This window comes from Ramlibacter sp. PS3R-8, from assembly GCF_037572435.1.
Taxonomy (GTDB): Bacteria; Pseudomonadota; Gammaproteobacteria; order Burkholderiales; family Burkholderiaceae_C; genus Ramlibacter.
The window spans coordinates 41,312-65,601 of sequence record NZ_JBBHGT010000007.1; the positions used below are offsets into that span (position 1 = coordinate 41,312).

General features: G+C 68.2%; 18 protein-coding genes. 13 read left to right on the forward strand and 5 right to left on the reverse strand.

Annotation, left to right across the window (positions count from 1 at the left end):
* Positions 1-5 precede the first annotated feature (5 nt).
* The 8 genes from WG902_RS20050 to WG902_RS20085 all read left to right on the forward strand — a co-directional run bounded on the left by WG902_RS20050 (position 6) and on the right by WG902_RS20085 (position 9,426).
* On the forward strand, positions 6-773 hold the full coding sequence (locus WG902_RS20050) for a DUF3047 domain-containing protein (protein WP_340061973.1): 768 nt from the start codon (positions 6-8) through the stop codon (positions 771-773).
* A 97-nt stretch (positions 774-870) separates the two neighbouring features.
* Complete coding sequence (locus WG902_RS20055) at positions 871-2,451, forward strand: ABC transporter substrate-binding protein (RefSeq protein ID WP_340061974.1); 1,581 nt, start codon at positions 871-873, stop codon at positions 2,449-2,451.
* Positions 2,452-2,660: 209 nt separating this feature from the next.
* Entirely contained in the window at positions 2,661-3,641 is a 981-nt protein-coding gene (locus WG902_RS20060) for an ABC transporter permease (RefSeq protein ID WP_340061975.1), read from the forward strand.
* Complete coding sequence (locus tag WG902_RS20065; protein WP_340061976.1) at positions 3,641-4,867, forward strand: M20 aminoacylase family protein; 1,227 nt, start codon at positions 3,641-3,643, stop codon at positions 4,865-4,867. The genes WG902_RS20060 and WG902_RS20065 overlap by 1 nt, the downstream gene beginning before the upstream one ends.
* Before the next feature lie 55 nt (positions 4,868-4,922).
* On the forward strand, positions 4,923-6,497 hold the full coding sequence (locus WG902_RS20070; RefSeq protein ID WP_340061977.1) for an ABC transporter substrate-binding protein: 1,575 nt from the start codon (positions 4,923-4,925) through the stop codon (positions 6,495-6,497).
* Between the two features lie 48 nt (positions 6,498-6,545).
* Positions 6,546-7,457, forward strand: coding sequence for an ABC transporter permease (locus tag WG902_RS20075; protein WP_340061978.1), 912 nt, complete (start codon positions 6,546-6,548; stop codon positions 7,455-7,457).
* Complete coding sequence (locus WG902_RS20080; RefSeq protein ID WP_340061979.1) at positions 7,454-8,431, forward strand: ABC transporter ATP-binding protein; 978 nt, start codon at positions 7,454-7,456, stop codon at positions 8,429-8,431. The genes WG902_RS20075 and WG902_RS20080 overlap by 4 nt, the downstream gene beginning before the upstream one ends.
* A complete protein-coding gene (locus tag WG902_RS20085) occupies positions 8,428-9,426 on the forward strand; it encodes an ABC transporter ATP-binding protein (RefSeq protein WP_340061980.1) in 999 nt (332 codons plus the stop codon). The genes WG902_RS20080 and WG902_RS20085 overlap by 4 nt, the downstream gene beginning before the upstream one ends.
* A gap of 141 nt (positions 9,427-9,567) precedes the next feature.
* Here the strand turns inward: WG902_RS20085 and zwf are convergent, their stop codons facing one another.
* Positions 9,568-11,022 carry a glucose-6-phosphate dehydrogenase gene (gene zwf, locus WG902_RS20090; RefSeq protein WP_340061981.1) on the reverse strand — a complete coding sequence of 485 codons (1,455 nt, stop codon included), beginning with the start codon at positions 11,020-11,022 and terminating at the stop codon, positions 9,568-9,570.
* Between the two features lie 176 nt (positions 11,023-11,198).
* Here zwf and WG902_RS20095 point away from each other — a divergent pair, with 176 nt between their 5' ends.
* The 5 genes from WG902_RS20095 to pgi are packed head-to-tail and all read left to right on the forward strand — an operon-like array spanning position 11,199 to position 17,968.
* A complete protein-coding gene (locus WG902_RS20095) occupies positions 11,199-12,212 on the forward strand; it encodes an ABC transporter substrate-binding protein (protein ID WP_340061982.1) in 1,014 nt (337 codons plus the stop codon).
* Positions 12,209-14,392: an ABC transporter permease gene (locus WG902_RS20100; RefSeq protein WP_340061983.1), complete on the forward strand. Its 2,184-nt coding sequence runs from the start codon at positions 12,209-12,211 to the stop codon at positions 14,390-14,392. Before WG902_RS20095 ends, WG902_RS20100 begins: the two co-directional genes overlap by 4 nt.
* Positions 14,393-15,442: an ABC transporter ATP-binding protein gene (locus tag WG902_RS20105; protein ID WP_340061984.1), complete on the forward strand. Its 1,050-nt coding sequence runs from the start codon at positions 14,393-14,395 to the stop codon at positions 15,440-15,442. It abuts the gene before it with no gap.
* A gap of 35 nt (positions 15,443-15,477) precedes the next feature.
* Positions 15,478-16,425 (forward strand): transaldolase, encoded by a 948-nt coding sequence (gene tal / locus WG902_RS20110; RefSeq protein WP_340061985.1) that lies wholly within the window; start codon positions 15,478-15,480, stop codon positions 16,423-16,425.
* A gap of 4 nt (positions 16,426-16,429) precedes the next feature.
* On the forward strand, positions 16,430-17,968 hold the full coding sequence (pgi, locus tag WG902_RS20115; RefSeq protein ID WP_340061986.1) for a glucose-6-phosphate isomerase: 1,539 nt from the start codon (positions 16,430-16,432) through the stop codon (positions 17,966-17,968).
* Between the two features lie 36 nt (positions 17,969-18,004).
* Here the strand turns inward: pgi and WG902_RS20120 are convergent, their stop codons facing one another.
* Genes WG902_RS20120 through WG902_RS20135 form a run of 4 tightly spaced genes read right to left on the reverse strand, consistent with a single transcriptional unit; the run spans position 18,005 to position 24,242 of the window.
* Positions 18,005-19,345, reverse strand: coding sequence for a TolC family outer membrane protein (locus WG902_RS20120; protein WP_340061987.1), 1,341 nt, complete (start codon positions 19,343-19,345; stop codon positions 18,005-18,007).
* Between the two features lies 1 nt (position 19,346).
* Complete coding sequence (locus tag WG902_RS20125) at positions 19,347-20,711, reverse strand: HlyD family type I secretion periplasmic adaptor subunit (RefSeq protein WP_340061988.1); 1,365 nt, start codon at positions 20,709-20,711, stop codon at positions 19,347-19,349.
* Positions 20,712-20,739: 28 nt separating this feature from the next.
* Positions 20,740-22,467, reverse strand: coding sequence for a type I secretion system permease/ATPase (locus WG902_RS20130; RefSeq protein WP_340061989.1), 1,728 nt, complete (start codon positions 22,465-22,467; stop codon positions 20,740-20,742).
* Positions 22,464-24,242, reverse strand: a complete 1,779-nt coding sequence (locus tag WG902_RS20135; protein ID WP_340061990.1) for a type I secretion system permease/ATPase — start codon at positions 24,240-24,242, stop codon at positions 22,464-22,466. The genes WG902_RS20130 and WG902_RS20135 overlap by 4 nt, the downstream gene beginning before the upstream one ends.
* Positions 24,243-24,290 lie beyond the last annotated feature (48 nt).

Consider the following 24,290-nt stretch of genomic DNA (forward strand, 5'->3'; position numbering starts at 1 on the left):
ACTCCATGAGACCGTTGGGATTCCTGTTTCGCATTTGCGCGCCCTGCGCCGCCGCTGCCATGCTGCTGCTGGCGGGATGTGCCCTCGCGCCGCAGGCGGACCTGGGAATATCGGCGTGGGCCGAGCAATCGGGCCAGCATGCCCGGGAGCTGCCGCAAGCCTGGCAGCACAAGACCTTTCCTGGCAAGACAGCCAGCCGGTTCCGTTATGCGCGCCTGGACGGGCGCGACACCATCTCCGCTCACGCCGAGGGTTCGGTCAGCATGCTGCGCCAGAGCGTGCGCATCGAACCCACAGACCTGGCGCGGGTGCGCTTTTCCTGGAAGGTCCCGGGACTCATTCCGCTGGCCGACATGGCCCTGCGCGACAAGGACGATGCGCCGGTGCGCGTGGTATTGGCGTTCGAAGGGGACCGTTCACGCCTGTCTGCGCGCGACTCCGCGCTGTCGGACCTGGCGCGCGCGCTCACCGGTGAAGAGATGCCCTATGCGACGCTGATGTACGTCTGGTGCAACCAGCGAGAGCCGGGCAGTGTCATCGTCAACTCCCGCACCGACCGCGTCCGCAAGCTGGTGGTGGAATCGGGCCCGCGCCGGCTGAATCAATGGCTGGAATACGAGCGCGACATCAGCGCCGACTTCGAGCGGGCCTTCGGTGAAAAGCCGGGGGCGCTGGTCGGGATCGCCATCATGACCGACAGCGACAACACCCGATCGAGCACGCAGGCCTGGTACGGACTGGTGCGTTTCGTGCCCGAAAACGCGGCGCGCTGAGCCTGTCGCCACGGCGGCCCGCCGCTGGGGAAAGCCCTTGTGATCCGTTGGCACGGGTGCTGCATAGTCCCGCTTTCCAGGATCACGAGGGATTGCAATGAGGATCAACTACGCACTGATGTGTGCGGCGGCGGCCACCGCGCTGGCCTCGCCGGCGCTCCAGGCCAAGCCGTTCCGCTGGGCGAGCGCGGCCGAGATCTCGACCTGGGACATCCACTCCCAGAACAACGCGCTGCAGAACGGCATCCACGCCGCCGTTTACGAGTCGCTCGTCTATTACAACAGCCGCGACTTCAAGCTCGAGCCCGTGCTCGCCACGTCGTGGACGCTCGTGTCGCCGACGCAGCTGCGCGTGAACCTGCGCCAGAACGTCAAGTTCCACGACGGCAGCACGTTCACCGCCGACGACGCCGCGTACTCGATCGAGCGCGCGATGATGAAGACGTCCAACTTCACCCCGTACACGGCCGGCATCGACCGCGTCGTCAAGGTGAACGCCAACACCATCGACATCTTCACCAAGCGGCCGAACCCGGTGCTGCTGAACCAGCTGACCGAGCTGCGCATGATGAGCAAGGCCTGGGCGGAGAAGAACAACTCCGTCGAGCCCAAGGACATCCGCAACGTCACGCTCGAAACCTTCGCCAACCGCAATGCCATGGGCACCGGCCCCTTCATGCTGCGCCAGTGGGTGCCGGACCAGCGCATGGTGATGGCCGCCAACCCCAACTGGTGGGGCAAGCTGGAAGGCAACATCAGCGAGATCATCTACACGCCCATCAAGTCGGAAGCGACGCGCGTCGCCGCCCTGCTGTCGGGCGAAGTGGACCTGGTGCTCGACCCCAGCCCGCAGGACCTGCCGCGTCTTCGCCAGAGCCCGAACCTCAAGGTGATGGACGGTGTCGAGAGCCGCACCATCTTCTTCGGCATGGACCAGTACCGCGAGGAGCTGCCCGGCTCCAACGTCAAGGGCAAGAACCCGCTGAAGGACCAGCGCGTGCGCAAGGCGCTGTACCAGGCGATCGACATCGATTCGCTGATGCGCGTGACGATGCGCGGCCTGGGGCAGTCCACGGGCGCGCTGATCGCCCCGCAGGTGAACGGCTGGAAGGAATCCATCCACAAGCGCGTGCCTTATGACGTGGAAGGCGCCAAGAGGCTGCTCGCCGATGCCGGCTACCCGCAAGGCTTCGAAGTGGACTTCGCCTGCCCCAACAACCGCTACATCAACGACGAAGAGATCTGCCAGGCGGTGACCGCGATGTGGTCGCGCATCGGCGTACGCGCCAAGCTGCGCACCCTGCCGCTGGTGACGTACTTCCCGATGATCCAGCGCTACGAAGCCAGCATCTACATGCTGGGCTGGGGCGTGCCCACCTTCGATGCCATGTACAGCCTGCAGTCGCTGGTGCGCACCGTCGGCAGCGACGGCGATGGCAACTACAACGTGGGCCGCTACAGCAACGCCAAGATCGACGCGGTGATCGACCGCGCGAAGGTGGAGACGGACCTGCTGGTGCGCAACCGGCTGCTGACCGATGCGCTTCAGATGAGCAACGACGACGTCTCGCACATCCCGCTGCACAACCAGGTGATCCCCTGGGCGATGAAGCGCAACATCGACGTGGTGCACCGCCCGGACAACCGCCTGGATTGGCGACTGATCAAAGTGAATTAAGGACAAGACAAGGCTGAACGGACAAAACAAGGCCACCTCGTCGATGCAGTGCTCTCCGGAGGCGTGTCGACTCGGCGGCCTTGTCCTTGGGCGGTGGCCTTGTCCTTGGGCGGGCTTGCGGCCCGTCTTTGCTTTAAGCCTAAAGGAAACCCCGGTGTCGGCACGCAGCTTGCTCTGCTAGCATCGGCAGCCCTCTCGCGCCTCACAGAATGTTCGCCTTCATCCTGCGCCGCCTGATCCAGGCCATGGTCGTCATGGTCGCGGTCGCATTCATTGCCTTCCTGCTGTTTCAGTACGTCGGGGATCCCGTGGTCTTCCTGCTCGGGCAGGACGCCAGGCCGGAGCAGATCCGCGAACTGCGTTCCGCCCTCGGCCTCGACCAGCCGTTCTTCGTGCAGTTCTGGCATTTCCTTGTCAACGCGGTGCAGGGCGAATTCGGCCTGAGCCTGCGCCAGGGCTCCAAGGTGTCGCGGCTGATCGCCGAACGCTTTCCGGCTACGCTCGAACTCGCGGTGATCGCGGGGTTGCTGGCGTTGACGGTCGGAATCCCGATGGGTGTGTATGCGGCGCTGCGCCGCGGGACGTTCCTGAGCCAGGTTTTCATGACGATCTCGCTGCTCGGTGTCTCGCTGCCCACCTTCCTGATCGGCATCCTGCTGATCCTCGTCTTCGCCGTCCTGCTGGGCTGGTTCCCGAGCTTCGGCCGCGGCGACACGGTGCAGATCGGCTGGTGGAGCTCGGGGCTGCTGACGCCCAAGGGCTGGCACCACATCGTGCTTCCGGCCGTGACGCTCGCCATCTTCCAGCTCACGCTGATCATGCGGCTGGTGCGCGCCGAGATGCTGGAGGTGCTGCGCACCGACTACATCAAGTTCGCGCGGGCCCGCGGCCTGTCCAACCGCGCGGTGCATTTCGGGCACGCCCTGAAGAACACGCTGGTGCCGGTGATGACGATCACCGGCCTGCAGCTCGGCGGCCTGATCGCGTTCGCCATCATCACCGAGACGGTCTTCCAGTGGCCCGGCATGGGGCTGCTGTTCATCCAGGCCGTGACCTTCGCCGACATCCCCGTCATGGCCGCCTACCTCTGCCTCATCGCGCTGATCTTCGTGGTCATCAACCTGGTGGTGGACTTGTTGTATTTCGCCGTCGACCCGCGGCTGCGCGTCGGCACGGCCGGAGGTCATTGATGCTTGCTCCCGGCACCGCGTCGCGGTTGAACGTCCACGGCCGCGCGTTCTCGCACATCGCGCAATACCACCCGGAGATGACTGCGTTCCGGCGCGACCTGCATGCGCACCCCGAACTGGGTTTCGAGGAGGTCTACACCGCCGCGCGCGTGCAGGAGGCGCTGCGCGTCTGCGGCGTGGACGAGGTGCATGCCGGCATCGGCAAGACCGGCGTGGTCGGCGTGATCCGCGGACGCTCGACGGCTTCGGGCCGCATGATCGGGCTGCGGGCCGACATGGATGCGCTCACGATGGCCGAGGGCAACGACTTCCCGTGGAAATCCACGCGCCAGGGGATGATGCACGGCTGCGGCCACGACGGCCACACGGCAATGCTGGTGGGCGCCGCGCGCTACCTGGCCGAGACGCGCAATTTCGACGGCACCGCGGTGCTGATCTTCCAGCCGGGCGAGGAAGGCTTTGCCGGCGCCAAGGCCATGATCGAGGATGGCCTGTTCCAGCGCTTCGATGTCGATGCGGTGTACGCCATGCACAACTGGCCCGGCCTCAAGCCGGGCTGCTTCGGCATCCGCCACGAGGCCATGATGGCCTCCGCGGACCGGGTGACGATCGACATCACGGGCAAGGGCGGGCACGGAGCGCATCCCTACCTCGCGGTCGACCCGGTGCTGGTGGCGGCGCACATCATCACGTCGGTGCAGAGCATCGTCTCGCGCAACGTCAAGGCGGTGGACGGTGCGGTCATCAGCCTGTGCGCCATGCACGCGGGCGACGTGCATGCGATGAGCGTGATCCCCGGCAAGGCCACGCTGGTCGGCACGGTGCGCACCTTCCGCCCGGAAGTGCAGGACCTGGTGGAACGGCGCCTGAACGAGCTGTGCAGCGCGGTGGCGCTCGGCTTCGGCGCCACGGCCACGGTGCACTACGAGCGCATCTATCCGGCCACCATCAACACCGCCCGCGAGACCGAATTCGCCGCCGACGTCGCCGAGTCGCTGGTGGGGGCCGAGCACGTCGTGCGCGACATGGAACCCAGCATGGGCGCCGAGGACTTTTCCTTCATGCTGCAGGCCAAGCCCGGCGCCTACCTGCGCATCGGCCAGGGCGGCGAGGGCAGCTGCATGCTGCACATGAGCCGCTACGACTTCAACGACGACATCCTTCCGCTGGGCTCCGCGATGCACGCGAGCCTGGTGGAGCAAGCCATGCCGCACGCGGGCACCTGACCCGCGGCGACCCCAGGTCCACTGCGACAACACACTTCCACAAGGAGTCCCCACCATGAAAATCAAGACCTACCTGCTTGCCGCCGCCGTGCTGTGCGCGGCCGCCGCCGGCGCGCAGGCGCAGACCGTGCGCATCGCGAACCAGGGCGACGCGCTCTCCATGGATCCGCACTCGCTCAACGAGTCGCTCCAGCTGGACGTGAACAACAACGTGTACGACACGCTCGTGCAGCGCAACAAGGACCTCAGTCTCGCCCCCGGCCTGGCCACCGCGTGGAAGCAGACTTCGCCCACGGTCTGGCGCTTCGAACTGCGCAAGGGCGTGCTGTTCCATGACGGAACCCCGTTCACGGCCGACGACGTGGTGTTCTCCATGGCCCGGACGCAGGCCGACGGCTCCGACATGAAGAGCTACACCAACGACTTCAAGTCCGTTCGCAAGGTCGACAGCCACACGGTGGAGATCGAGACCAACAAGCCCTTCCCGATCCTGCCGGACCAGATGGCCCGCGTGATGATCATGAGCAAGAAGTGGTGCGAGGACAACCAGGCCACGCGTCCCGTCGACCGCCGCAAGGGCATCGAGAACGCCGCATCGTTCCGTGCCAACGGCACCGGCCCGTTCCGCCTGCGCGAGCGCCAGCCGGGCGTGCGCACCGTGTTCGTCCGCAACGGCAACTACTGGGGCAAGATCGAAGGCAACGTGCAGGAAGTGATCTTCACGCCGATCGGCAACGACGCCACGCGCGTCGCCGCGCTGCTGTCCGGCGAGATCGACGTGATGGAGCCGGTGCCGCTGCAGGACGTGGAGCGCGTCGGCGCCTCCGCCAATGCGCGCGTGATGACGGCGCCGGAACTGCGCACCATCTTCCTGGGCATGGACCAGAAGCGTGACGAGCTGCTGTATTCCAGCGTGAAGGGCAAGAACCCCTTCAAGGACAAGCGTGTGCGCCAGGCGTTCTACCAGTCGATCGACATCGAAGGCATCAAGCGCACCGTCATGCGTGGCGCCTCCGTCCCGACGGCCCTGATGATCGGCGCGGGCGTGAATGGCTACCAACCCGACATGAACAAGCGCCTGCCCTTCGACGCGGATGCCGCGAAGAAGCTGCTGGCCGACGCCGGCTACCCGAACGGCTTCGAAGTCTCGATGAACTGCCCCAACGACCGCTACGTCAACGACTCGCGGATCTGCCAGGCCGTCGCCGCCAACCTGTCGCGCATCGGCGTGAAGATCAACCTTGCCGCCGAGACGAAGGGCACGTACTTCCCGAAGATCCTGCGCCGCGACACCAGCTTCTACCTGCTCGGCTGGACGCCCAGCACCAACGACGCGCACGACATGCTCAATGCCATCGTGTCTTGCGTCGACGACAAGGGCGCCGGCCAGTTCAACCTGGGCGCGTACTGCAACCCGAAGGTGGACGAACTGACCCGGCAGATCCAGTCCGAGACCGACAAGACCAAGCGCAACGCGATGATCCGCGAAGCGTTCCAGCTGCACATGGACGACATCGGGCACCTGCCGCTGCACCAGCAGGCGCTGGCCTGGGGCGTCAGCAAGAAGGTGGATGTGGTGCAACGCGCGGACAACAACATGTCCTTCAAGTGGATCACGGTCAAGAAGTAAGCCTGCGAGGCGCCGCGGTCCAGCACCGTGGCGCCTGATTTCCTCCCCATGAAACAAGCCCTGTTCCGTTGGTTCGACAGCGATGTCGGCTACAGCTTCCGCACGTCGCCGATGGCGATCCTCGCGGCAAGCATCGCCCTCATCTGCGTCTTCTGCGCGGTCTTCGCCGGTTTCGTCGCGCCGCACAACCCGTTCGACCTGACGACGCTGGAGCTGAGCGACGCGCGCAGGCCGCCCGCGTGGATCGGCGAGGGCACCTCGAAATACCTGCTGGGTACGGACGACCAGGGCCGCGACATCCTGTCCGCCCTGATGTACGGCGCCCGCATCTCGCTGGTGGTCGGCGCCGTTTCGGTGCTGCTGTCGATGATGATCGGCGTCGGACTCGGGCTGCTGGCCGGCTTTCGCGGCGGCTGGATCGACGGCTTCCTGATGCGCCTGTGCGACGTGATGCTCAGCTTCCCGCCGATCCTGGTGGCGCTGTTGATCGCCGGCGTCGGCCGCGCGATGTTCCCGAACGCGCACGACACGGTGGCGTTCGGGGTGCTGATCGTCGCCATCACGCTCACCGGCTGGGTGCAGTACGCGCGCACCGTGCGCGGCTCCACCATGGTGGAACGCAACAAGGAATACGTGCAGGCCGCGCGCGTCACCGGCGTCGCGCCGCTGCGCATCATGTTCCGGCATGTGATGCCCAACGTGATGGGCCCGGTGCTGGTGCTTGCCACCATCCACGTCGCCACGGCCATCATCACCGAGGCCACGCTGTCCTTCCTGGGCGTGGGCGTGCCGCCCACTTCTCCTTCGCTCGGCACGCTGATCCGCGTCGGCAACGACTACCTGTTCTCGGGCGAGTGGTGGATCACGGTGTGGCCCGGCGTCATGCTGATCCTGATCGCGTTGTCCGTGAACCTGCTGGGCGACTGGCTGCGCGACGCCCTGAACCCAAGATTGAGATGAGTCTTCTCCAAGTCCAGGACCTCGTGGTCGAATTCCCCACGCGCCGCGGGACCCTGCGTGCCCTGGACCACATCTCCTTCGAGATCGCGCCTGGCGAGATCCTCGGCGTGGTCGGCGAGTCCGGCGCCGGCAAGTCGCTGACCGGCGCCTCCATCATCGGCCTGCTCGAGCCGCCGGGGCGCGTCGCGTCCGGGCAGATCCTGCTGGAAGGCCAGCGCATCGACAACCTGTCCTCGGACCAGATGCGCCACATCCGCGGGCGCAAGATCGGTGCGATCTTCCAGGACCCGCTGACGTCGCTCAACCCGCTGTACACGATCGGCCGGCAGCTGACCGAAACCATCCAGGCGCACCTGCCGGTGAGCAACGAGGAAGCGCTCCGGCGCGCGGTGGGCCTGCTGGAGGACACCGGCATCCCGGGAGCCGCCGAGCGCATCGACCACTTTCCGCACCAGTTTTCGGGCGGGATGCGCCAGCGCGTCGTCATCGCCCTGGCGCTGGCGGCCGAGCCGAAGCTGATCGTCGCGGACGAGCCGACCACCGCGCTCGACGTGTCGATCCAGGCGCAGATCATCCAGTTGCTCAAGAGCGTGTGCAAGGACCGAGGCGCCGCCGTCATGCTGATCACGCACGACATGGGCGTGATCGCGGAAACGTGCGACCGCGTCGCCGTGATGTATGCCGGCCGCATCGCCGAGATCGGCCCGGTGCACGAAGTGATCAACCAGCCGGCGCATCCGTACACGATGGGCCTCATGGCGGCCATTCCCGACATCACCGTGGACCGCGAGCGCCTGAACCAGATCGACGGCGCGATGCCGCGCCTGAACGCCATCCCCCCGGGTTGCGCGTACAACCCGCGTTGCCCGCGCGCCTTCGACCGCTGCACGCGCGAGCGCCCCGACCTGCTGCAGGCCGGCGCCACCCGCGCGGCATGCTGGTTGCACGACACGCGCGTCGAGGCGACTGCATGAGCAGCACTTCGCTCGTCCAGGCGCACGACCTCGCCAAGACCTTCGACGTCTCCGTGCCCTGGCTGAACCGCGTCATCGAGCGCCGGCCGCGCCAGATGCTGCATGCCGTCGACGGCGTCAGCTTCAACATCGAGAAGGGCCAGACGCTGGCGCTGGTGGGCGAATCCGGCTGCGGCAAGAGCACGGTGGCGCGCCTGCTGGTGGGCCTGTACAACCCGACCCGCGGTGGCTTCACCTTCGACGGCCAGGACGCGCATGCGGCGTTCAAGACCAGCGACGGCCTGAAGCTGCGGCGCCGCATCCAGATGATCTTCCAGGATCCGTACGCCAGCCTGAACCCGCGCTGGAAGGTCGAAGACATCGTCGGCGAGCCGCTCAAGGAGCACCGCCTCATCACGGATGCCCCGCAGCTGAAGGATCGCGTCGGCGAGCTGCTCCAGTCCGTCGGCCTGAGCCCGCTGGACATGGTGAAGTACCCGCACCAGTTCTCCGGCGGCCAGCGCCAGCGCATCTCGATCGCGCGCGCCCTGGCCACGCAACCGGAATTCCTGGTTTGCGACGAGCCCACCTCGGCGCTCGACGTGAGCGTGCAGGCGCAGGTGCTCAACATCATGAAGGACCTGCAGAACAAGCATGGCCTCACGTACCTCTTCATCTCGCACAACCTCGCCGTGGTGCGCCACGTCAGCGACCAGGTCGGCGTGATGTACCTCGGCCGCCTGGTCGAGGTGGCGGGCAAGAACCAGCTGTTCGGGCAGCCGCGGCATCCCTACACGCGCATGCTGCTCGATGCGATCCCGAAGATGCACGACACCGGCCGCTCACGCACGCCGGTGCAGGGCGAGGTGCCGAATCCCCTGAATCCGCCGACGGGCTGCGCCTTCAATCCGCGCTGCCCTCACGCCAACGAGCGCTGCCGGGTCGAAAGGCCGGCGCTGCTGGAGATCCAGGGCGTGCGCGTTGCTTGTCACGCGGTGGAAGAAGGCCGCATTTAAGCCAACAACCGGACGCAGAAGGCGCAGAAGTTACGCAGAAGTCGCAGAAGGAAATCCAGGAAAAGGTCTTTGGTTTCTTCTGCGACTTCTGCGTAACTTTTGCGCCTTCTGCGTCCGGTTATTTGTTTTGGCCTGGGCGAGCTAACACTCCTCCGCCCAGCAGAACCCATCCCGCGCGATCATCGCGCTCGACGCGCTCGGGCCCCAGCTGCCCGCTGCATACGGCCGCGGGCCGCGCGAATCGGCGGCCCAGTACTCCATGATCGGCTCCACCCAACGCCACGCGGCCTCCTGCTCGTCACTGCGCACGAACAGGTTCAGCCGGCCCGCGATCACGTCGAGCAGCAGCCGTTCGTAGGCGCCCACGCGCTCGGAGCCGAAGCGCTTGTCGAAGTCCAGGTCCAGCTGCACCGGCGCCAGCACGGCCCCGTTGCGCCGGTTCTCCTGCCCCTGCGCCAGCAGGTGCAACTGCAGGCCGTCGCGCGGCTGCAGGTTGATCACCAGGCGGTTCCAGGATCCGGACGGCGCCTGGTAGATGGCGTGCGGCGCCTCCCGGAAGTTCACCAGGATGTGCGCTTCCCGCGCGGCCAGCCGCTTGCCGGTGCGGATGTAGAACGGAACGCCGGCCCAGCGCCAGCTGGCGATCTCGGCGCGCAGCGCGACGAAGGTCTCGGTCTGGCTGTCGGGGTCGACGCCCGGCTCTTCCCGGTAGCCCGGCACCTGCTGGCCCCCGGCATTGCCTGCCGCGTACTGCCCGCGCACCACGTGCTGGTCCAGCCGCTCCGGCGTCCAGCGCACCAGCGAGCGCAGCACCTTCAGCTTTTCGTCGCGGACGGCATCCGCATGGGAGTTGACCGGCGGCTCCATGGCCAGTGCGCACAGCAGCTGGAGCGCATGGTTCTGCACCATGTCGCGCAAGGCGCCGGTCTTGTCGTAGAAGGCGCCGCGCTTTTCCACGCCCATGTCCTCGGCGATGGTGATCTGGATGTTGGAGATGTGCTCGCGCCGCCACACCGGTTCGAACAGGGCATTGCCGAAGCGCATCGCGAACAGGTTCTGCACCGCCGGCTTGCCGAGGTAATGGTCGATGCGGAAGATCTGGCGCTCGTCCAGCACGCGCCGCACCGCGTCGTTGATCTCGCGGTTGGAGGCGAGGTCGTGGCCCAGCGGCTTTTCCAGCACCAGCCGGGTGTTGGGCCGGTTCAGTCCCGAGGCGGCAAGCTGCTCGCACACGCGCGTGAAAAGGTCGGGGGCCGTGGCCAGGTACATCACCACGGTGTCGGCATGCCGTTCGCCCAGCGTGGCGCCCAGCCGGGCGTAATCCTGCGGCTGCGTCAGGTCCATCCGCACGAAATGCAGCAGTCCGGCGAACCGGTCGAACTCCTCCGGACTCGGCCGCTTGGCCAGGTCGACGTTGTCGAAGCGCGAACGGATCAATTCCCGGTACTGGGCGTCGCTGAGGTCATCGCGGCCGACGCCGATGATGCGGCCGCCTTCGGGCAGCGTGCCATGGCGGAAGGCCTGGAACAGCGCAGGCATCAGCTTGCGCCAGGCGAGGTCGCCGGTTCCGCCGAAGAGGACGAGGTCGAAGCTCATGGCTTTCCCTGGATTTGCATGGCTGGCAATGTAGCTTGCTTTCATGCAATGCCCGTGCCACCGGCCTGTGTCCGTCGCACGCAAATCGCTACCTCTGGTGTTTACCCGACCGATTCTTTCCCGCAGCGCGGCTAAGCTGGATGCGTGTGATTCCGTTACTTTCTGGAGCGAATGTGATGCGCAAGATATCTCTCGCGGTGCTGCTCGCCGCGTCCGTCGGCGGGGCCGCCGCCCAGGGCCAGGTCAACGTCATCTGCTCCGTGCAGGCCGAGTGGTGCAACATGATCTCCACGGTGTACGCGCGGACCACCGGCACCCGCGTCAACGTCACGATGAAGGGCTCGGGCGAAGCACTCGCACAGCTGATCGCGGAAAAGGAAAATCCCAAGACCGACGTCTGGTTCGGCGGCACCGGGGACCCGCACCTGCAGGCCGCGGAACAGGGGCTCACCGTCGAATACAAGTCGCCGTCCCTGCCCCAGCTGCACGAATGGGCGCAGCAGCAGGCCAAGCAGTCCGGCTACAAGACGGTCGGCATCTACTCGGGTCCGCTCGGTTTCGGCTACAACCCCGAGCTGCTGGCGAAGAAGAAGCTGGCGGTGCCCAAGACCTGGGCGGACCTGGCGAAGGTCGAATACAAGGGCGAGGTGCAGGTTGCCAATCCCGCCTCCAGCGGCACGTCGTATACGATGATCGCCACGCTCGTGCAGCTGATGGGAGAAGACAAGGCTTTCGAATACCTGAAGGGCCTGCACCGCAACGTGGGCGCCTACCCGCGCTCCGGCACCGCACCCATCAAGGCCGTCGCGCGTGGCGAGACCGCGCTGTCCATCAGCTTCGTGCATGACGGCCCCGGCGAGAAGATGCAGGGCTTCCCGGTCGAGACCATCACCCCGTCGGACGGCACCGGCGCCGAGATCGGGTCCATGAGCATCATCAAGGGCTCGCGCAACGTCGACGCCGCCACGAAGTTCTACGAATGGGCTCTGACGCCGGCCGCGCAGGAGATGGCGGCTGCGGCCAAGCAGTTCCAGCTGCCAAGCAACAAGGCCGCGAAGGTCGACCCGCGCGTGCCGGACTTCAAGAAGATCAAGCTGATCAACTACGACTATGCAAAGTACGGCGCCAGCGCCGAGCGGCGGCGCCTCATTGCCCGGTGGGAGAAGGAAGTGAACTCCCTGCCACGGTGAGAGCGTTGTGGGCGTGGGTCGCCGCGGGCGTGGCGGCCTACCTGCTGTTCCCCTGGTACGCGCTGCAGGACGCCAACGGGCTGCTGGCGTTTGGCCGCACCTGGGGCGCGCCGGAGACGGCCAACGGCCTGATGCAGGCCACCCGTTTCGGCAAGCCGTGGCTGCTGTGCGGGCTGGCCGGGCTGCTCGCGTGCGCCGTCGCCGCCGGCATGGCGCCCGGGCGGCGGCAGGGGACGGTTCTCGTGGCCGGCGGGCTGGGGGGCGCGCTGGCGCTGCTGGCCAGCAGCTTTGCGATCGGCGCCAAGGGCTGGAGCTTTGCCATCCTGGGGACGGTGTTCGGCGAGCTCACGCAGCAGCAGTTCGGCATGGGCTGGGGCGGTGCGCTGGCGCTGGCGGCGCTGACGGTCCTGGGCGCATTCGGTCTCGCGCGGCGCGGCCTCTTCCGCGGCGACCTGTTCGTCGCCGCAGCGGTGGTGCTGTGCGGCGGCCTGCTGGCGCTCTTCATCGTGTATCCGGTGGCCAGGGCGCTGGCCGGCGCCTTCATCGGCGACGACGGCGCCGGGGTCATCGCCTCGTTCGCGGCGCGCATCTTCAACGAGCGCAATTTCGGCGTCGGCTGCCTGGCCGGCGGCGTGCGCTGCGGGGTGGCATGGAACACGATCATCCTGGGCATCGCCACCGCGGCCAGCACCACACTGCTCGGCACGTTGATGGCACTGATGGCCGAGCGTGGCGGCCGCCGCGGCGCCCGCGCGCTGAACATCCTCGCGATGCTCCCCATCATCACGCCACCCTTCGTCGTGGGGCTGGGCCTGATCCTGCTGTTCGGCCGCGCCGGCATCGTCAACCAAGCCCTGGAAAGCGTGTTCGGTGTCACGCCCACGCGCTGGTTCTACGGGGGCTTCGGCGTCTGGCTGGCGCAGACCTTCGCCTTCACGCCGATCGCCTTCATGATCATGCGCGGCGTGGTGCAGGGCATCGCACCCAGCCTGGAGGAGGCGGCCCAGACGCTGCGCGCGAATGCGCAGCGCACCTTCACCACCATCACGCTGCCCCTGCTGCGGCCGGGGCTGGCCAACGCCTTCCTGGTCGGCTTCATCGAGAGCATGGCCGACTTCGGCAACCCGGTGGTCGTCGGCGGCCAGTTCTCCGTGTTGTCGACCGAGATCTTCTTTGCCATCGTCGGCGCGCAGTACGACCAGGGCCGTGCGGCCTCGCTGGCATGGCTGCTGACGTTGTTCGCGCTGGCCGTGTTCGCCTTGCAGCGCTGGGTGCTGGGACGGCGCGGCTACACCACCGTCAGCGGCAAGGGCGATGGGGGCGTGCCGATGCCGCTGCCGGTGAACGTGCGCCGCATGGTCAATGCGATCGCGCTGCCGTGGGTGGCGTTCACGCTGGTGGTGTACCTGTTCGCGCTGGTTGGCGGCTTCGTGCAGACCTGGGGCCGCGACTACACCCCCACCCTGGCGCATTTCGCGACGGCCTTCTCGGTGGAATGGGGGGCCTTCGGCATCGTGTGGTCCGGCACCGCGTGGAGCTCGTTCTTCACCACGATCAAGCTGGCCGCCATCTCGGCGCCGCTCACCGCGGCCATGGGGCTGCTGATCGCGTGGCTGCTGGCGCGCACGCAGTTCCGCGGCCAGAACCTGTTCGAATTCTCCGCGCTGCTCGCCTTCGCCATTCCCGGCACGGTGCTGGGCGTCAGCTATATCCTGGCTTTCAACGTGCCCCCGTTCGAGCTGACCGGCACCGGCCTCATCATCGTGCTGTGCTTCCTGTTCCGCAACCTGCCGGTGGGTGTGCGTGCGGGCTCGGCGGCGTTCCAGCAGCTGGACAAGTCGCTCGACGAAGCGTCGTTGATGCTGCGTGCTTCCACCGCCAGGACGCTGCGCCACGTCACGCTGCCGCTGCTCAAGCCGGCGCTGGTGGCGGCGCTGGTGTACAGCTTCGTGCGGTCCATCACCACCGTGTCGGCGGTGATCTTCCTGGTGACGGCGGAAAACGAGCTGGCCACCACGTACATCCTGGGCCGCGTCGGCAATGGCGACTACGGCGTGGCCCTGGCCTACTGCACCGTGCTGATCCTCCTCATGAGCGCCGCCACCGCGCTGATCCAGTTGCTGGTGGGTGAGCGCCGATTGGGACGCCGCGCGGCCGTGCCCGTACACCTCGGAGCGTGAATGAACAGCATCGGCATCGAATTCCGCAACGTCACCAAGCGCTATGGCGCCGACGCTTCCGCACCGCTGGCCGTCAAGGGCATCAGCTTCCAGGTGGAGAGCGGCACGCTCGTCACCATCCTCGGCCCCTCGGGCTGCGGCAAGACCACGACCCTGCGGATGATCGCGGGGCTGGAGTCGCCCACCAGCGGACAGATCCTCATCGAAGGCCGCGACGTCACCACGCTGGGCCCCTCGGACCGCAACGTCAGCATGATGTTCCAGAGCTACGCACTGTTCCCGCACATGGACGTGCTGGAGAACGTGAGCTACGGCCTGCGCATGTCCGGCGAGGCGAAGGACGTCGCGCGCGGGCGGGCCGCCGATGCGCTGCGCAACGTGGGCCTGGTGGACTTCGAACGCCGGCTGCCCAGCGAGCTGTCCGGCGGCCAGCAGCAGCGGGTGGCGCTGGCGCGTGCCCTGGTGCTGGAGCCCGCGGTGCTGCTGTTCGACGAACCGCTGTCGAACCTGGATGCGCGGCTGCGGCGCGAGATGCGTGAGGAGATCCGCTCGCTGCAACAGCGCCTGCAGCTGACGGTGGCCTACGTCACGCACGACCAGAGCGAGGCGCTCGCCGTGAGCGACCGCATCATCGTCATGGACCATGGCGTCATCGCCCAGGCCGGCACGCCGCAGCAGCTGTACGAGTCCCCGGCCACCGAGTTCGTCGCCGGATTCATGGGCGAGGCCATGCTGTTCCCCGCGAAGGCGGACGAGTCCGGTACGGTGCTGCTGGGACCGCTGCGCATCGAACCGCGCCAGCCGGTGGCCCCCGGTGCGGTGAAGGTGGCGGTGCGGCCCGAGGCCTGGCACGTCGGCCCGCCGGGTCACGGCCTCAACGGACGGCTGGCGAAACTGGCCTACCTGGGCAGCAATTACGAATACACCTTCGAGACGGAGCTGGGGCCGATCTTCGTCGTGTCGCCCGATGTCGGCACTGTGCTCAGCCTGGGCAGCGACGTCGGCCTCCAGCTCGGCGGTCACGGAGTCTCCGTGGTGCAGGCGCCCTAGTCACCGCCCGGGGCCGGGCACCGGATAATCGGGCCATGAACCAACTGGAAGCCCTCAAGCAGTTCACCACCGTGGTTGCCGACACCGGCGACTTCAAGCAGCTGGGGCAGTACCAGCCGCAGGATGCCACCACCAATCCATCCCTGATCCTCAAGGCCGTGCAGAAGGCCGAGTACGCACCGCTGCTCAAGGAAACCGTCGAGCGTTTTCGCGGCCGCGACATCCATGAGGTGATGGACCGGCTGCTGGTGCGCTTCGGCACCGAGATCCTCGGGATCATCCCCGGCCGCGTTTCCACCGAGGTCGATGCGCGCCTGAGCTTCGACATGGAGGCCACTTTCAGCCGCGGCGAACGCATCATCGAGCTGTACCAGGCCGAGGGCGTGCCTGTCGACCGCGTGTTGATCAAGGTGGCCAGCACCTGGGAAGGCATCCAGGCCGCCAGGAAATTGCAGCAGCGCGGCATCAACACCAACCTGACGCTGTTGTTCTCGTTCTGCCAGGCCGTGGCCTGCGGACAGGCGAAGGTGCAGCTGATCTCCCCGTTCGTGGGCCGCATCTACGACTGGTACAAGAAGAGCGCGGGCGCGGGCTGGGACGAGGCGGCCAAAGCCGGGCCCAACGACCCCGGCGTGCAGTCGGTGCGGCAGATCTACGAGTACTACAAGCACTTCGGCATCGCCACCGAGGTGATGGGCGCGAGCTTTCGCAACACCGGCCAGATCCTGGCGCTGGCCGGGTGCGACCTGCTGACGATCAGCCCGGAGTTGCTGGCCCAGCTGGCATCATCGGATGCGCCGTTGCAGCGCGCGCTGGATCCCCAGCAGGCGAAGGGCGCCGACATCCGTGCCGTGCAATACGACGAGGCGTCGTTCCGGTGGGCGCTCAATGAAGACGCGATGGCGACCGAGAAGCTGGCCGAGGGCATCCGCGCGTTCGGGGCCGATGCGGTCAAGCTGGAAAAACTGATGCAGGCGGTGTGAGCCCATGACGCGCACGCGCTGCGACCGTACGGCTGCCTGGCAGCAGCTGCAGCAGAAGTTCGACCGCTCGGGCGCCACGCTCGACCTGCGCGATGCGCTCGCGCGCGACCCCGGTCGGGTGCCGCACTTCAGCCAGCAGGCGCCGCACGTCTTCGCGGACCTGTCCAAGAACCTGGTCGACGCCGAGACCGAACAGATGCTGTTTGCGCTGGCGCGCGAGACCGGCCTGGAAACGTATCGCGACGCGATGTTCGCCGGCGAGCGCATCAACAACACCGAAGACCGCGCGGTCAAGCACTGGCTGCTGCGGGCGCCGCGCCATGCGGCCGACCCCGATTCGGTGGCGGTGCACGAAACGCTCGATGCCATGCTGCGCTATGCCGATCGGGTGCGCGCCGACGCGGCGATCACCGACGTGGTGAACATCGGCATCGGCGGCTCCGACCTCGGCCCGCAGATGGCCGTGGCCGCGCTGGAAAGCTTCGCGGCCGCCGACAAGCGCCTGCACTTCGTCTCCAACATCGACGGCCACGAGCTGGCCGCGGTGCTGCGGCGCGTGCGACCGCACAGTACGCTGTTCCTCGTCGCCTCCAAGACCTTCACCACGCTGGAGACGATGACCAATGCGCGTTCGGCCCGTGCGTGGTTCGAGGCGCAGGGCGGAACGGACATCGCGCGCCATTTCGCCGCGTTGACGACCAACGTGGAGGCCGCGCGCCAGTTCGGCATCACCACCACCTTCGGCTTCTGGGACTGGGTGGGTGGCCGGTATTCCCTTTGGTCGGCGATCGGCCTGCCGGTCGCCATTGCCGTCGGCGCCGACGGCTTTCGCGAGTTGCTCGTCGGCGCGCATGCGATGGACGAGCACTTCCGCACCGAGCCGCTGCAGCGCAACCTGCCGGCGCGGCTGGGCCTGCTGGACGTCTGGTACCGCAACTTCCACGGCTTCACCAGCCGCAGCATCGCGCCGTACCACAGCGCGCTGCGCCGCCTGCCGGCGTACCTGCAGCAGCTGGAGATGGAAAGCAACGGCAAGGGCGTCGATGCGCAGGGGCAGCCGCTGGCCTTCGGCACGTCACCCGTGCTGTGGGGCGAGCCGGGGACCAATGGCCAGCATGCCTACTTCCAGATGCTGCACCAGGGAACCGACCGCGTGCCGGTGGAGTTCATTGCCGTGCGGCAGCCGGCGCACGCGCTGGATGGCCATCACGCGCTGCTGCTCGCCAACGCCATCGCGCAGTCGCAGGCGCTGATGCAGGGCAAGGCGGACGCGGGCGGGCACAGGAACTTCCCGGGCAACCGACCCAGCACCTTTTTCGTGCTGGACGAACTGCGACCGGCGTCGCTGGGCGCGCTGCTGGCGCTGTACGAGCATCGGGTCTTCACCAGCGGCGCCGTGTGGGGCATCGACAGCTTCGACCAGTGGGGCGTGGAGCTGGGCAAGGTGCTGGCGGGGGAGATCGCCAAGCGGCTGGGATCGGGGAGTGTCGAGGGGCTCGATGCGTCGAGCGCGGCGTTGGTGCAGAGGTTGCGCGGGGTGTAGGCGGGTTGCCGGGGTGCGGCGTTGCCGCAACCCGGCCTACGGAGTGCGAACCAGCCAACCATTCACTTCCGCGATGCTCGGCTCGGCCATATCGCCGGACAGTGCCCGCAAGCGGATCATCGCGAGCAGGAAATTGAAGCGCGCCGTGGCAAGGTCGCGCCGCGCGGTGCCCAGTTGCTGCTCGGCGTTGAGGATGTCCAGCAGGGTCCGCGCGCCGGCCTGGTACGAACGTGTGCTGGACTGCACCAGCTGCTCGCTGGACCGCACCGCCTGCTCCAGCGCACGGATGCGCGCCAGCCCCTCGGTGACGCCGCGGTACTCGCGGTGCACGCGATTCGACAGGTCCAGCGAGACGGCGCGCAGCAGGCCTTCCAGGCGCTCCACTTCGGCGACGGCCTGGCGCACGCGCGAGCGTGTGGCGAAGCCGTCGAACAAGGGCACGTTCAGCTGCACGCCGATGAGCGACTGGTAGTACTTCCGGTTGAAGTTCGTCGGGTCGTCGCTGTCGTTGCGCAGGAGCTGGGCCGTGCCGTCCAGTGTCGGCAGGAATTCGGCCTTGGCCATGTCCACTGCTTCGCGGGCGGCGACCACCTGCGCGCGGGCAGCAGTGACTTCCGGACTGGCGCCATCGGCGCGGGCGATCCACTCCTCCAGGCTTTCCCGCGGCGGCGCGGTCGGCAGGCGTTCCACGGCGATGGCCGACACCATGCCGACCGGCTCGCCCACGATGGCTGCGAGCTGGCGCCGCGCCAGGTCCACGGCCTGCCGGGACTCCAGCTCCAGCGCCACATGCAGGTCGATGCGCGACTGCGCCTCGTCGATGTCGGTGCGCGTGCCGCTGCCGGCGGCGAACGCCTTGCGGGCGGCATCCAGCTGCGCGGCGAGCGAGTTGCGATGCACCGCCAGCAGCCGCTGCTGCTCCTCGGAGCGCAGCACCTCCAGGTAGGCTTCGGTCACGCGGATCAGCAGGCGCTGGCGTTCCGCGTCGAGCTGGGCGTCGCCTTGCGCCACCAGGGCCTCGGCCTGCCGCAGCTGCGAAGCCAGCAGCGGGCGGAACAGCGGCTGGCGGAGCGTCAACGCGTCGGCGCTGCTGGTATAGCGCTGCCGGGGGATGTACTGGCCGCCGATGCTGGAGCGCAGGTCGTTGCGATTGAGCTGCGCCGTGCCGCCGATCTGCGGCAGCAACTGCGAACGAGCCTGGGGCACCCGTTCGCGCGTCGCGTTCGCGGCTCCGCGCGCCGCCTGGTACTGCGGATCATTCTCCAGCGCCGCCTGCCAGGCTTGCGCCAGGTCCATGCCCCAGGCGGGCGCCAACGCCCCACAGGCCATCACGGCGGCCATGGCCAATCGCTGCAGCGGTGCGTGCGCGGCTTTCAACTCATTCCTCATTCATCGACGCCGCGATGCGCTTGGTCAGCGGGTGCAACAGGTACGTCAGCAGCGATCGCTCGCCGGTGCGCACCACCACTTCGGCCGGCATGCCGGGCTGCAGCTGACGCTGGCCCAGTTTGCGCAGGCCTTCGGGCGTGACGCCCACGCGCACGAGGTAATAAGGCGGCGTGTTGGGGGCGTCGGTGACCAGGTCGCCCGACACTGACTTCACCACGCCATCCACCACCAGTTGCGGCGTGTGCGCGAAGGCTGAAAAGCGGATGTCCACCGGCAGCCCGGGCCGCACGCTGTCCACGAAACGCGGGGCCACCTTGGCATCCAGCAGCAGCAGCTCGCCGGAGGGCACGATGTCCATCAGCTTCTGGCCCGACTGCACGACGCCGCCCACGGTGTGGATCACCAGCCCGACGACCTGTCCGGTGGCGGGGGCGCGGACGTCGGTGCGCGCGAGATCGTTTTCCACGGCCCGCAGCTTCTCGCCCTCCGAGATCACGTCGCGCGAGGCATCGGCCAGCTGCTGCTCGATCTCCTTGCGGTATTCCTGCTGCCGGGCGATGGCGCGCTGGCGCTGCTCGGACACCGCCTGGCGCGAGCGCATCATGTTGCCCTGCAGCTCGGCCTGCGACGTCGTCAGTTCGGCGGCCATCCGTTGCAGCTCCAGCATGCGGTTGCGCGGCGCGTAGCCTTCCTGCACCAGGCCGGACGTGTTCTTCAGCTCGTCCTGCAACAGTGCGATCTGGCTGCGGCGGCTTTCCGCCATGGCCTGGTACGACTGGATCATTCCCTCGTAGCCGCGGATGGACTCCTGGATGCCCTGCAGGTCGGCGGCCAGCGCACCGCGCCGCGATGCCAGCAACTGCTGCTGGTTGTCCATCATCTGGCGCACCAACGGGTCCTGCGCCGCGGCGCTGGTCAGCTCGGGAGGCCAGCTGATGGTGGACAGGCCCGCCTTCTCCGCCAGCAGCCGCGACTGCACGGCGCGCAGGCCCAGGTAGCGCTGTCGCGAGCCTTCGTGGTTCGCCTTGGCGACCGCGGTGTCCAGCCGCAGCAGCGGCTGGCCTTCGCGCACGCGATCGCCTTCGCGCACCAGCAGTTCGCGCACGATGCCGCCGCTCAGGTGCTGCACCGCCTTGCGGTTGGTGTCGATGGAGACGGTGGCCGGCGCCGCCACGCCCTCGTTCAGCGGAGCGAGCGTGGCCCACAGCAGGAAGCCGCCGAAGCCGATGCCCAGCACCCACAGCCCGATGCGGACGATGCGGCGGGCGTCATCCGGCCCGGCGGGATCGGCGGTGTCATCGGGCGGGCGGGTGGGCTGCGGCGCGGGCGCCTGGCTGGAAGAAAGACGGAACATCGAAGCACAGGATAACGCGGCTCGCGCGTCAGGCAGGTTGGGGGGTGCCCCCGGTGGGGGCGGGAGGGACCGCGGCGCCGGGCGCTGCCAGGGCGGCGGGCTTGCCCATGGCGGCCACGGCGCCGTCCTTGAGCACCAGCACCAGGTCGGCCAACTGGACGGCAGGATGGCGGTGAGTCACCAGCACGATGGTGCGGCGGCGCCGCCGCAGTTCCTGCAAGGCTTGCAGCAGGGCGCGTTCGCCCGCTTCGTCCAGGCTGGCATTCGGCTCGTCGAGCACGACGATCGGGGGATCGCCGTACAGCGCGCGGGCCAGCGCCAGGCGCTGGCGTTGGCCCGCGGACAGGACGCCGCCCGCGTCGCCGATCGCCGTGTCGTAGCCGCGCGGCAGCCGCAGGATGTCTTCGTGCAGGCCGGTGGAGCGGGCCGCAGCGATCACCTGCGGCGAATCGGGCTGGCCCATCCGTGCGATGTTCTCCGCGATCGTGCCTTCGAACAGCTCCACGTCCTGCGGCACGTAGCCGATGAAGGGCCCCAGGTCGGCGCGGCTCCAGCCGGCCAGCGGCTGGCCATCGAGCAGCACTTCACCTTGCGTGTCCGGCCAGACACCGATGAGGCAGCGGGCGAGGGTGCTCTTTCCCGAGCCCGATGGGCCGACCACCGCCACCATCTGGCCTGCGCCGATGTCGAGGTCCACGCCATTGAGGATGGGTGCCGTCCGTCCCGGAGCGGAGGCCACCAACTTGCGGACCTGGAACGCGCCTTGCGGCGCATCGGGGGTGCCCTGCGGGGGCGGTTCGGCATGCGCCTCCAGCAGTGCGCGCAGCCGCGCGTAGGCGCTGCGCGCCAGCACGAATTCGCGCCAGTTGGTCACGATGGCGTCGATGGGCGCCAGCGCGCGCGCCACCAGCAGGTTGGCGGCGATCATCGCGCCGGGGGTCAGGTCGCCGGCGATCACCAGCATGGCGCCGGCCGCGAGCGTCAGCGATTGCTGTGCGTAGCGGACGAACTTGCTGGCCGCAGCCACCTTCTGCACCAGGTCCTGCGCGGCGGAATGGCGGCCGACGGCGTGCGCATGCCGTTCCTGCCAGCGGCGGCGCAGGCCGCCCAGCATGCCCATCGCCTCCAGTGTTTCGACGTGGCGCAATTTGCCCTGCAGGTACATGTTGGCGTCGGTGGCCGCGCGCGTTGCCTGATGCACCGGCTCCGCGGTGCGCTGGTGGCCCAGCCAGGCCAGCAGCACCTGCACGCACGCAAACGCCAGCGCCACGAAGCCCAGCACCGGATGCAGGATGAAGGCCACCGCCAGGTAGACCGGGATCCAGGGCGCATCGAAGAAGGCGAACACGCCCTGGCCGGTGATGAACTGGCGCACCTGCAGCATGTCGGCCGCGGCGCGCGCGGGAGTCTGCTCCGTGGCCGCCAGCGACGCGTTGAAGCCGGCCGCGAAGACCCGGCCCCCGAGTTGCTGGTCCAGCCGCAGCCCGATGCGCACCAGCACGCGCGAGCGCACCCACTCGGTGAAGGCCATCAGCGCCAGCATGAACACGGCGATCAGCGACACGGCCAGCAGCGTCATCTCGCTCTGGCTGACCAGCACCCGGTCGTACACCTGCAGCATGTAGATGGTGGGCGTCAGCATCAGCAGGTTGGCGATGCCGCTGAACAGGCCCACGGCGATGAACTCCCGCCGGAACGACATCAGGATCGGGCCGAGGCCGTGCTCGGCGCGGCTGCGCAGGCTGGGTTTGTTCATGCCGGTTTCCCGCCGGGCGCAGCCGACTCGATGCGCGCGGGGACGGCGGCAGGACGGCCAGGCGCCGCGCCCTTGGCGCCACCCTGCAGGGCCTTGAGGACTTCGTCGCGCGGCCCGAACGCCTGCACCTGGCCGTCGCGCAGCACCAGCAGCTTGTCCGTCACCGCCAGCACGCTGCGCCGGTGGGTGATGATGACGAAGGTCGTGCCCTTCTTCTTGGCGTCCACGATGGCCTGCCCGAGCGCGGCCTCGCCCGCCTCGTCGAGGCTGGCGTTGGGTTCGTCGAGCACGACGAACACCGGATCGCCATACAGCGCGCGCGCCAGCGCCACGCGTTGCCGCTGGCCGCCGGACAGCCGCGCCCCGTCGGCGCCGATCTCCGTGTCGTAACCCTCGGGCAGGCCCAGGATCAGCTCGTGCAGGCCCACCTTGCGCGCCGCCGCCTCGACTTTCGCGAGGTCGGGCGTGCCGAAACGCGCGATGTTGTCCGCCACGCTGCCGTCGAACAGTTCCACGCCTTGCGGCAGGTAGCCGATGTACGCACCGAGTTCCGCCTTGTCCCACGTGAAGACATCGGCGCCATCGAGCCGGGCCTTGCCGCCGATGGAAGGCCACACGCCGATGAGGGCGCGCGAGAGCGTGGACTTGCCCGCGGCGGAGGGGCCGATCACCGCCAGCACTTCCCCAGGGGAGAGCGCGAAGCTGACGTTGCGCAGGATCGGGTTGTTGGTGCCGGGCACCGGCACCGCGAGGCTCTCCGCCGCGAAGCGACCCACGGGAACCGGCAGCGACGTCGCCTGGGCTCGCGCGGGCACCGCCGCCAGCGCCTGCTCCAGCCGTCCCCAGGCGTCGCGCGCACCGATCACGCCGCGCCATTGCATCACCAGCGAGACCAGCGGGGACAGCACGCGCGCGCCGAGGATCGACGCCACGATCATCAGGGCGCCGTCGTCGACCAGGTGCTCGCGCAGCAGCAGCCACGCGCCCACGCCGAGGAGCGCGGAGCCCAGCATCAGCTGGATCATCTTGGTGGCGGCCTGGAAGGAGCCCGCGCGGTCCGAGGCCGTGGCCTGCAGCCGCAGGAATTCGTCCTGCCGCTGGCGCCAGCGCCGCTGGATCGCGGGCAGCATGCCCATCGCCTCGATCACTTCGGCGTTGCGCACCGTGGCGTCCGCATGCAGTTGGGCGTCGCGCGCGGCGCGGGCGGCTTCCACCATCGGCTTCTTGGTGGTGCGCTCGTTCATCCATGCCAGCAACGTCTGCACCACGGCGAAGGTGAACGTCAGCCAGCCCAGCAGCGGATGGATCGCGAACACGAGCAGCAGGAAGATCACGGAGATCGGCGCTTCCAGCACGGCACGCACGGCGGGGCCGGGGAAGAAGTCGCGCAGCGTTCGCAGGTCCTGCAGCGGCTGCAGCGCGCCGGCGGACACGCCGCGCAGGCGGGCGCCGAAGCAGGCGTCGAAGGCACGCGGCGCCAGGCGCTGTTCGAAGCGCATGCCGGCGTGGTGCAGCAGGCGGCCCGCCACCCAGTCCAGCATTTGCATCACCACCAGCGCGGCGAGCAGCAGCACCGTCAGCATGGCGAGCGTGGATTCGCTGCGGCTGCCGACGGCGCGGTCGTACACCTCCAGCATGTACCAGCTGGGCATGAGCAGGAGCAGGGCGCCCACCAGCGCAAAGGCGGTGGCGCGCTTCAGCCAGGGCATGCTGGCGATGAGTTCCGCCTTGAGCTCGCTGGCCGCTGGTGTCGTTGTTGTCGTGCGAGTGGCCATCCGGTGGGGGATTGTGCAAGAAATCGGCATCGCTGCCACACTGCCTGC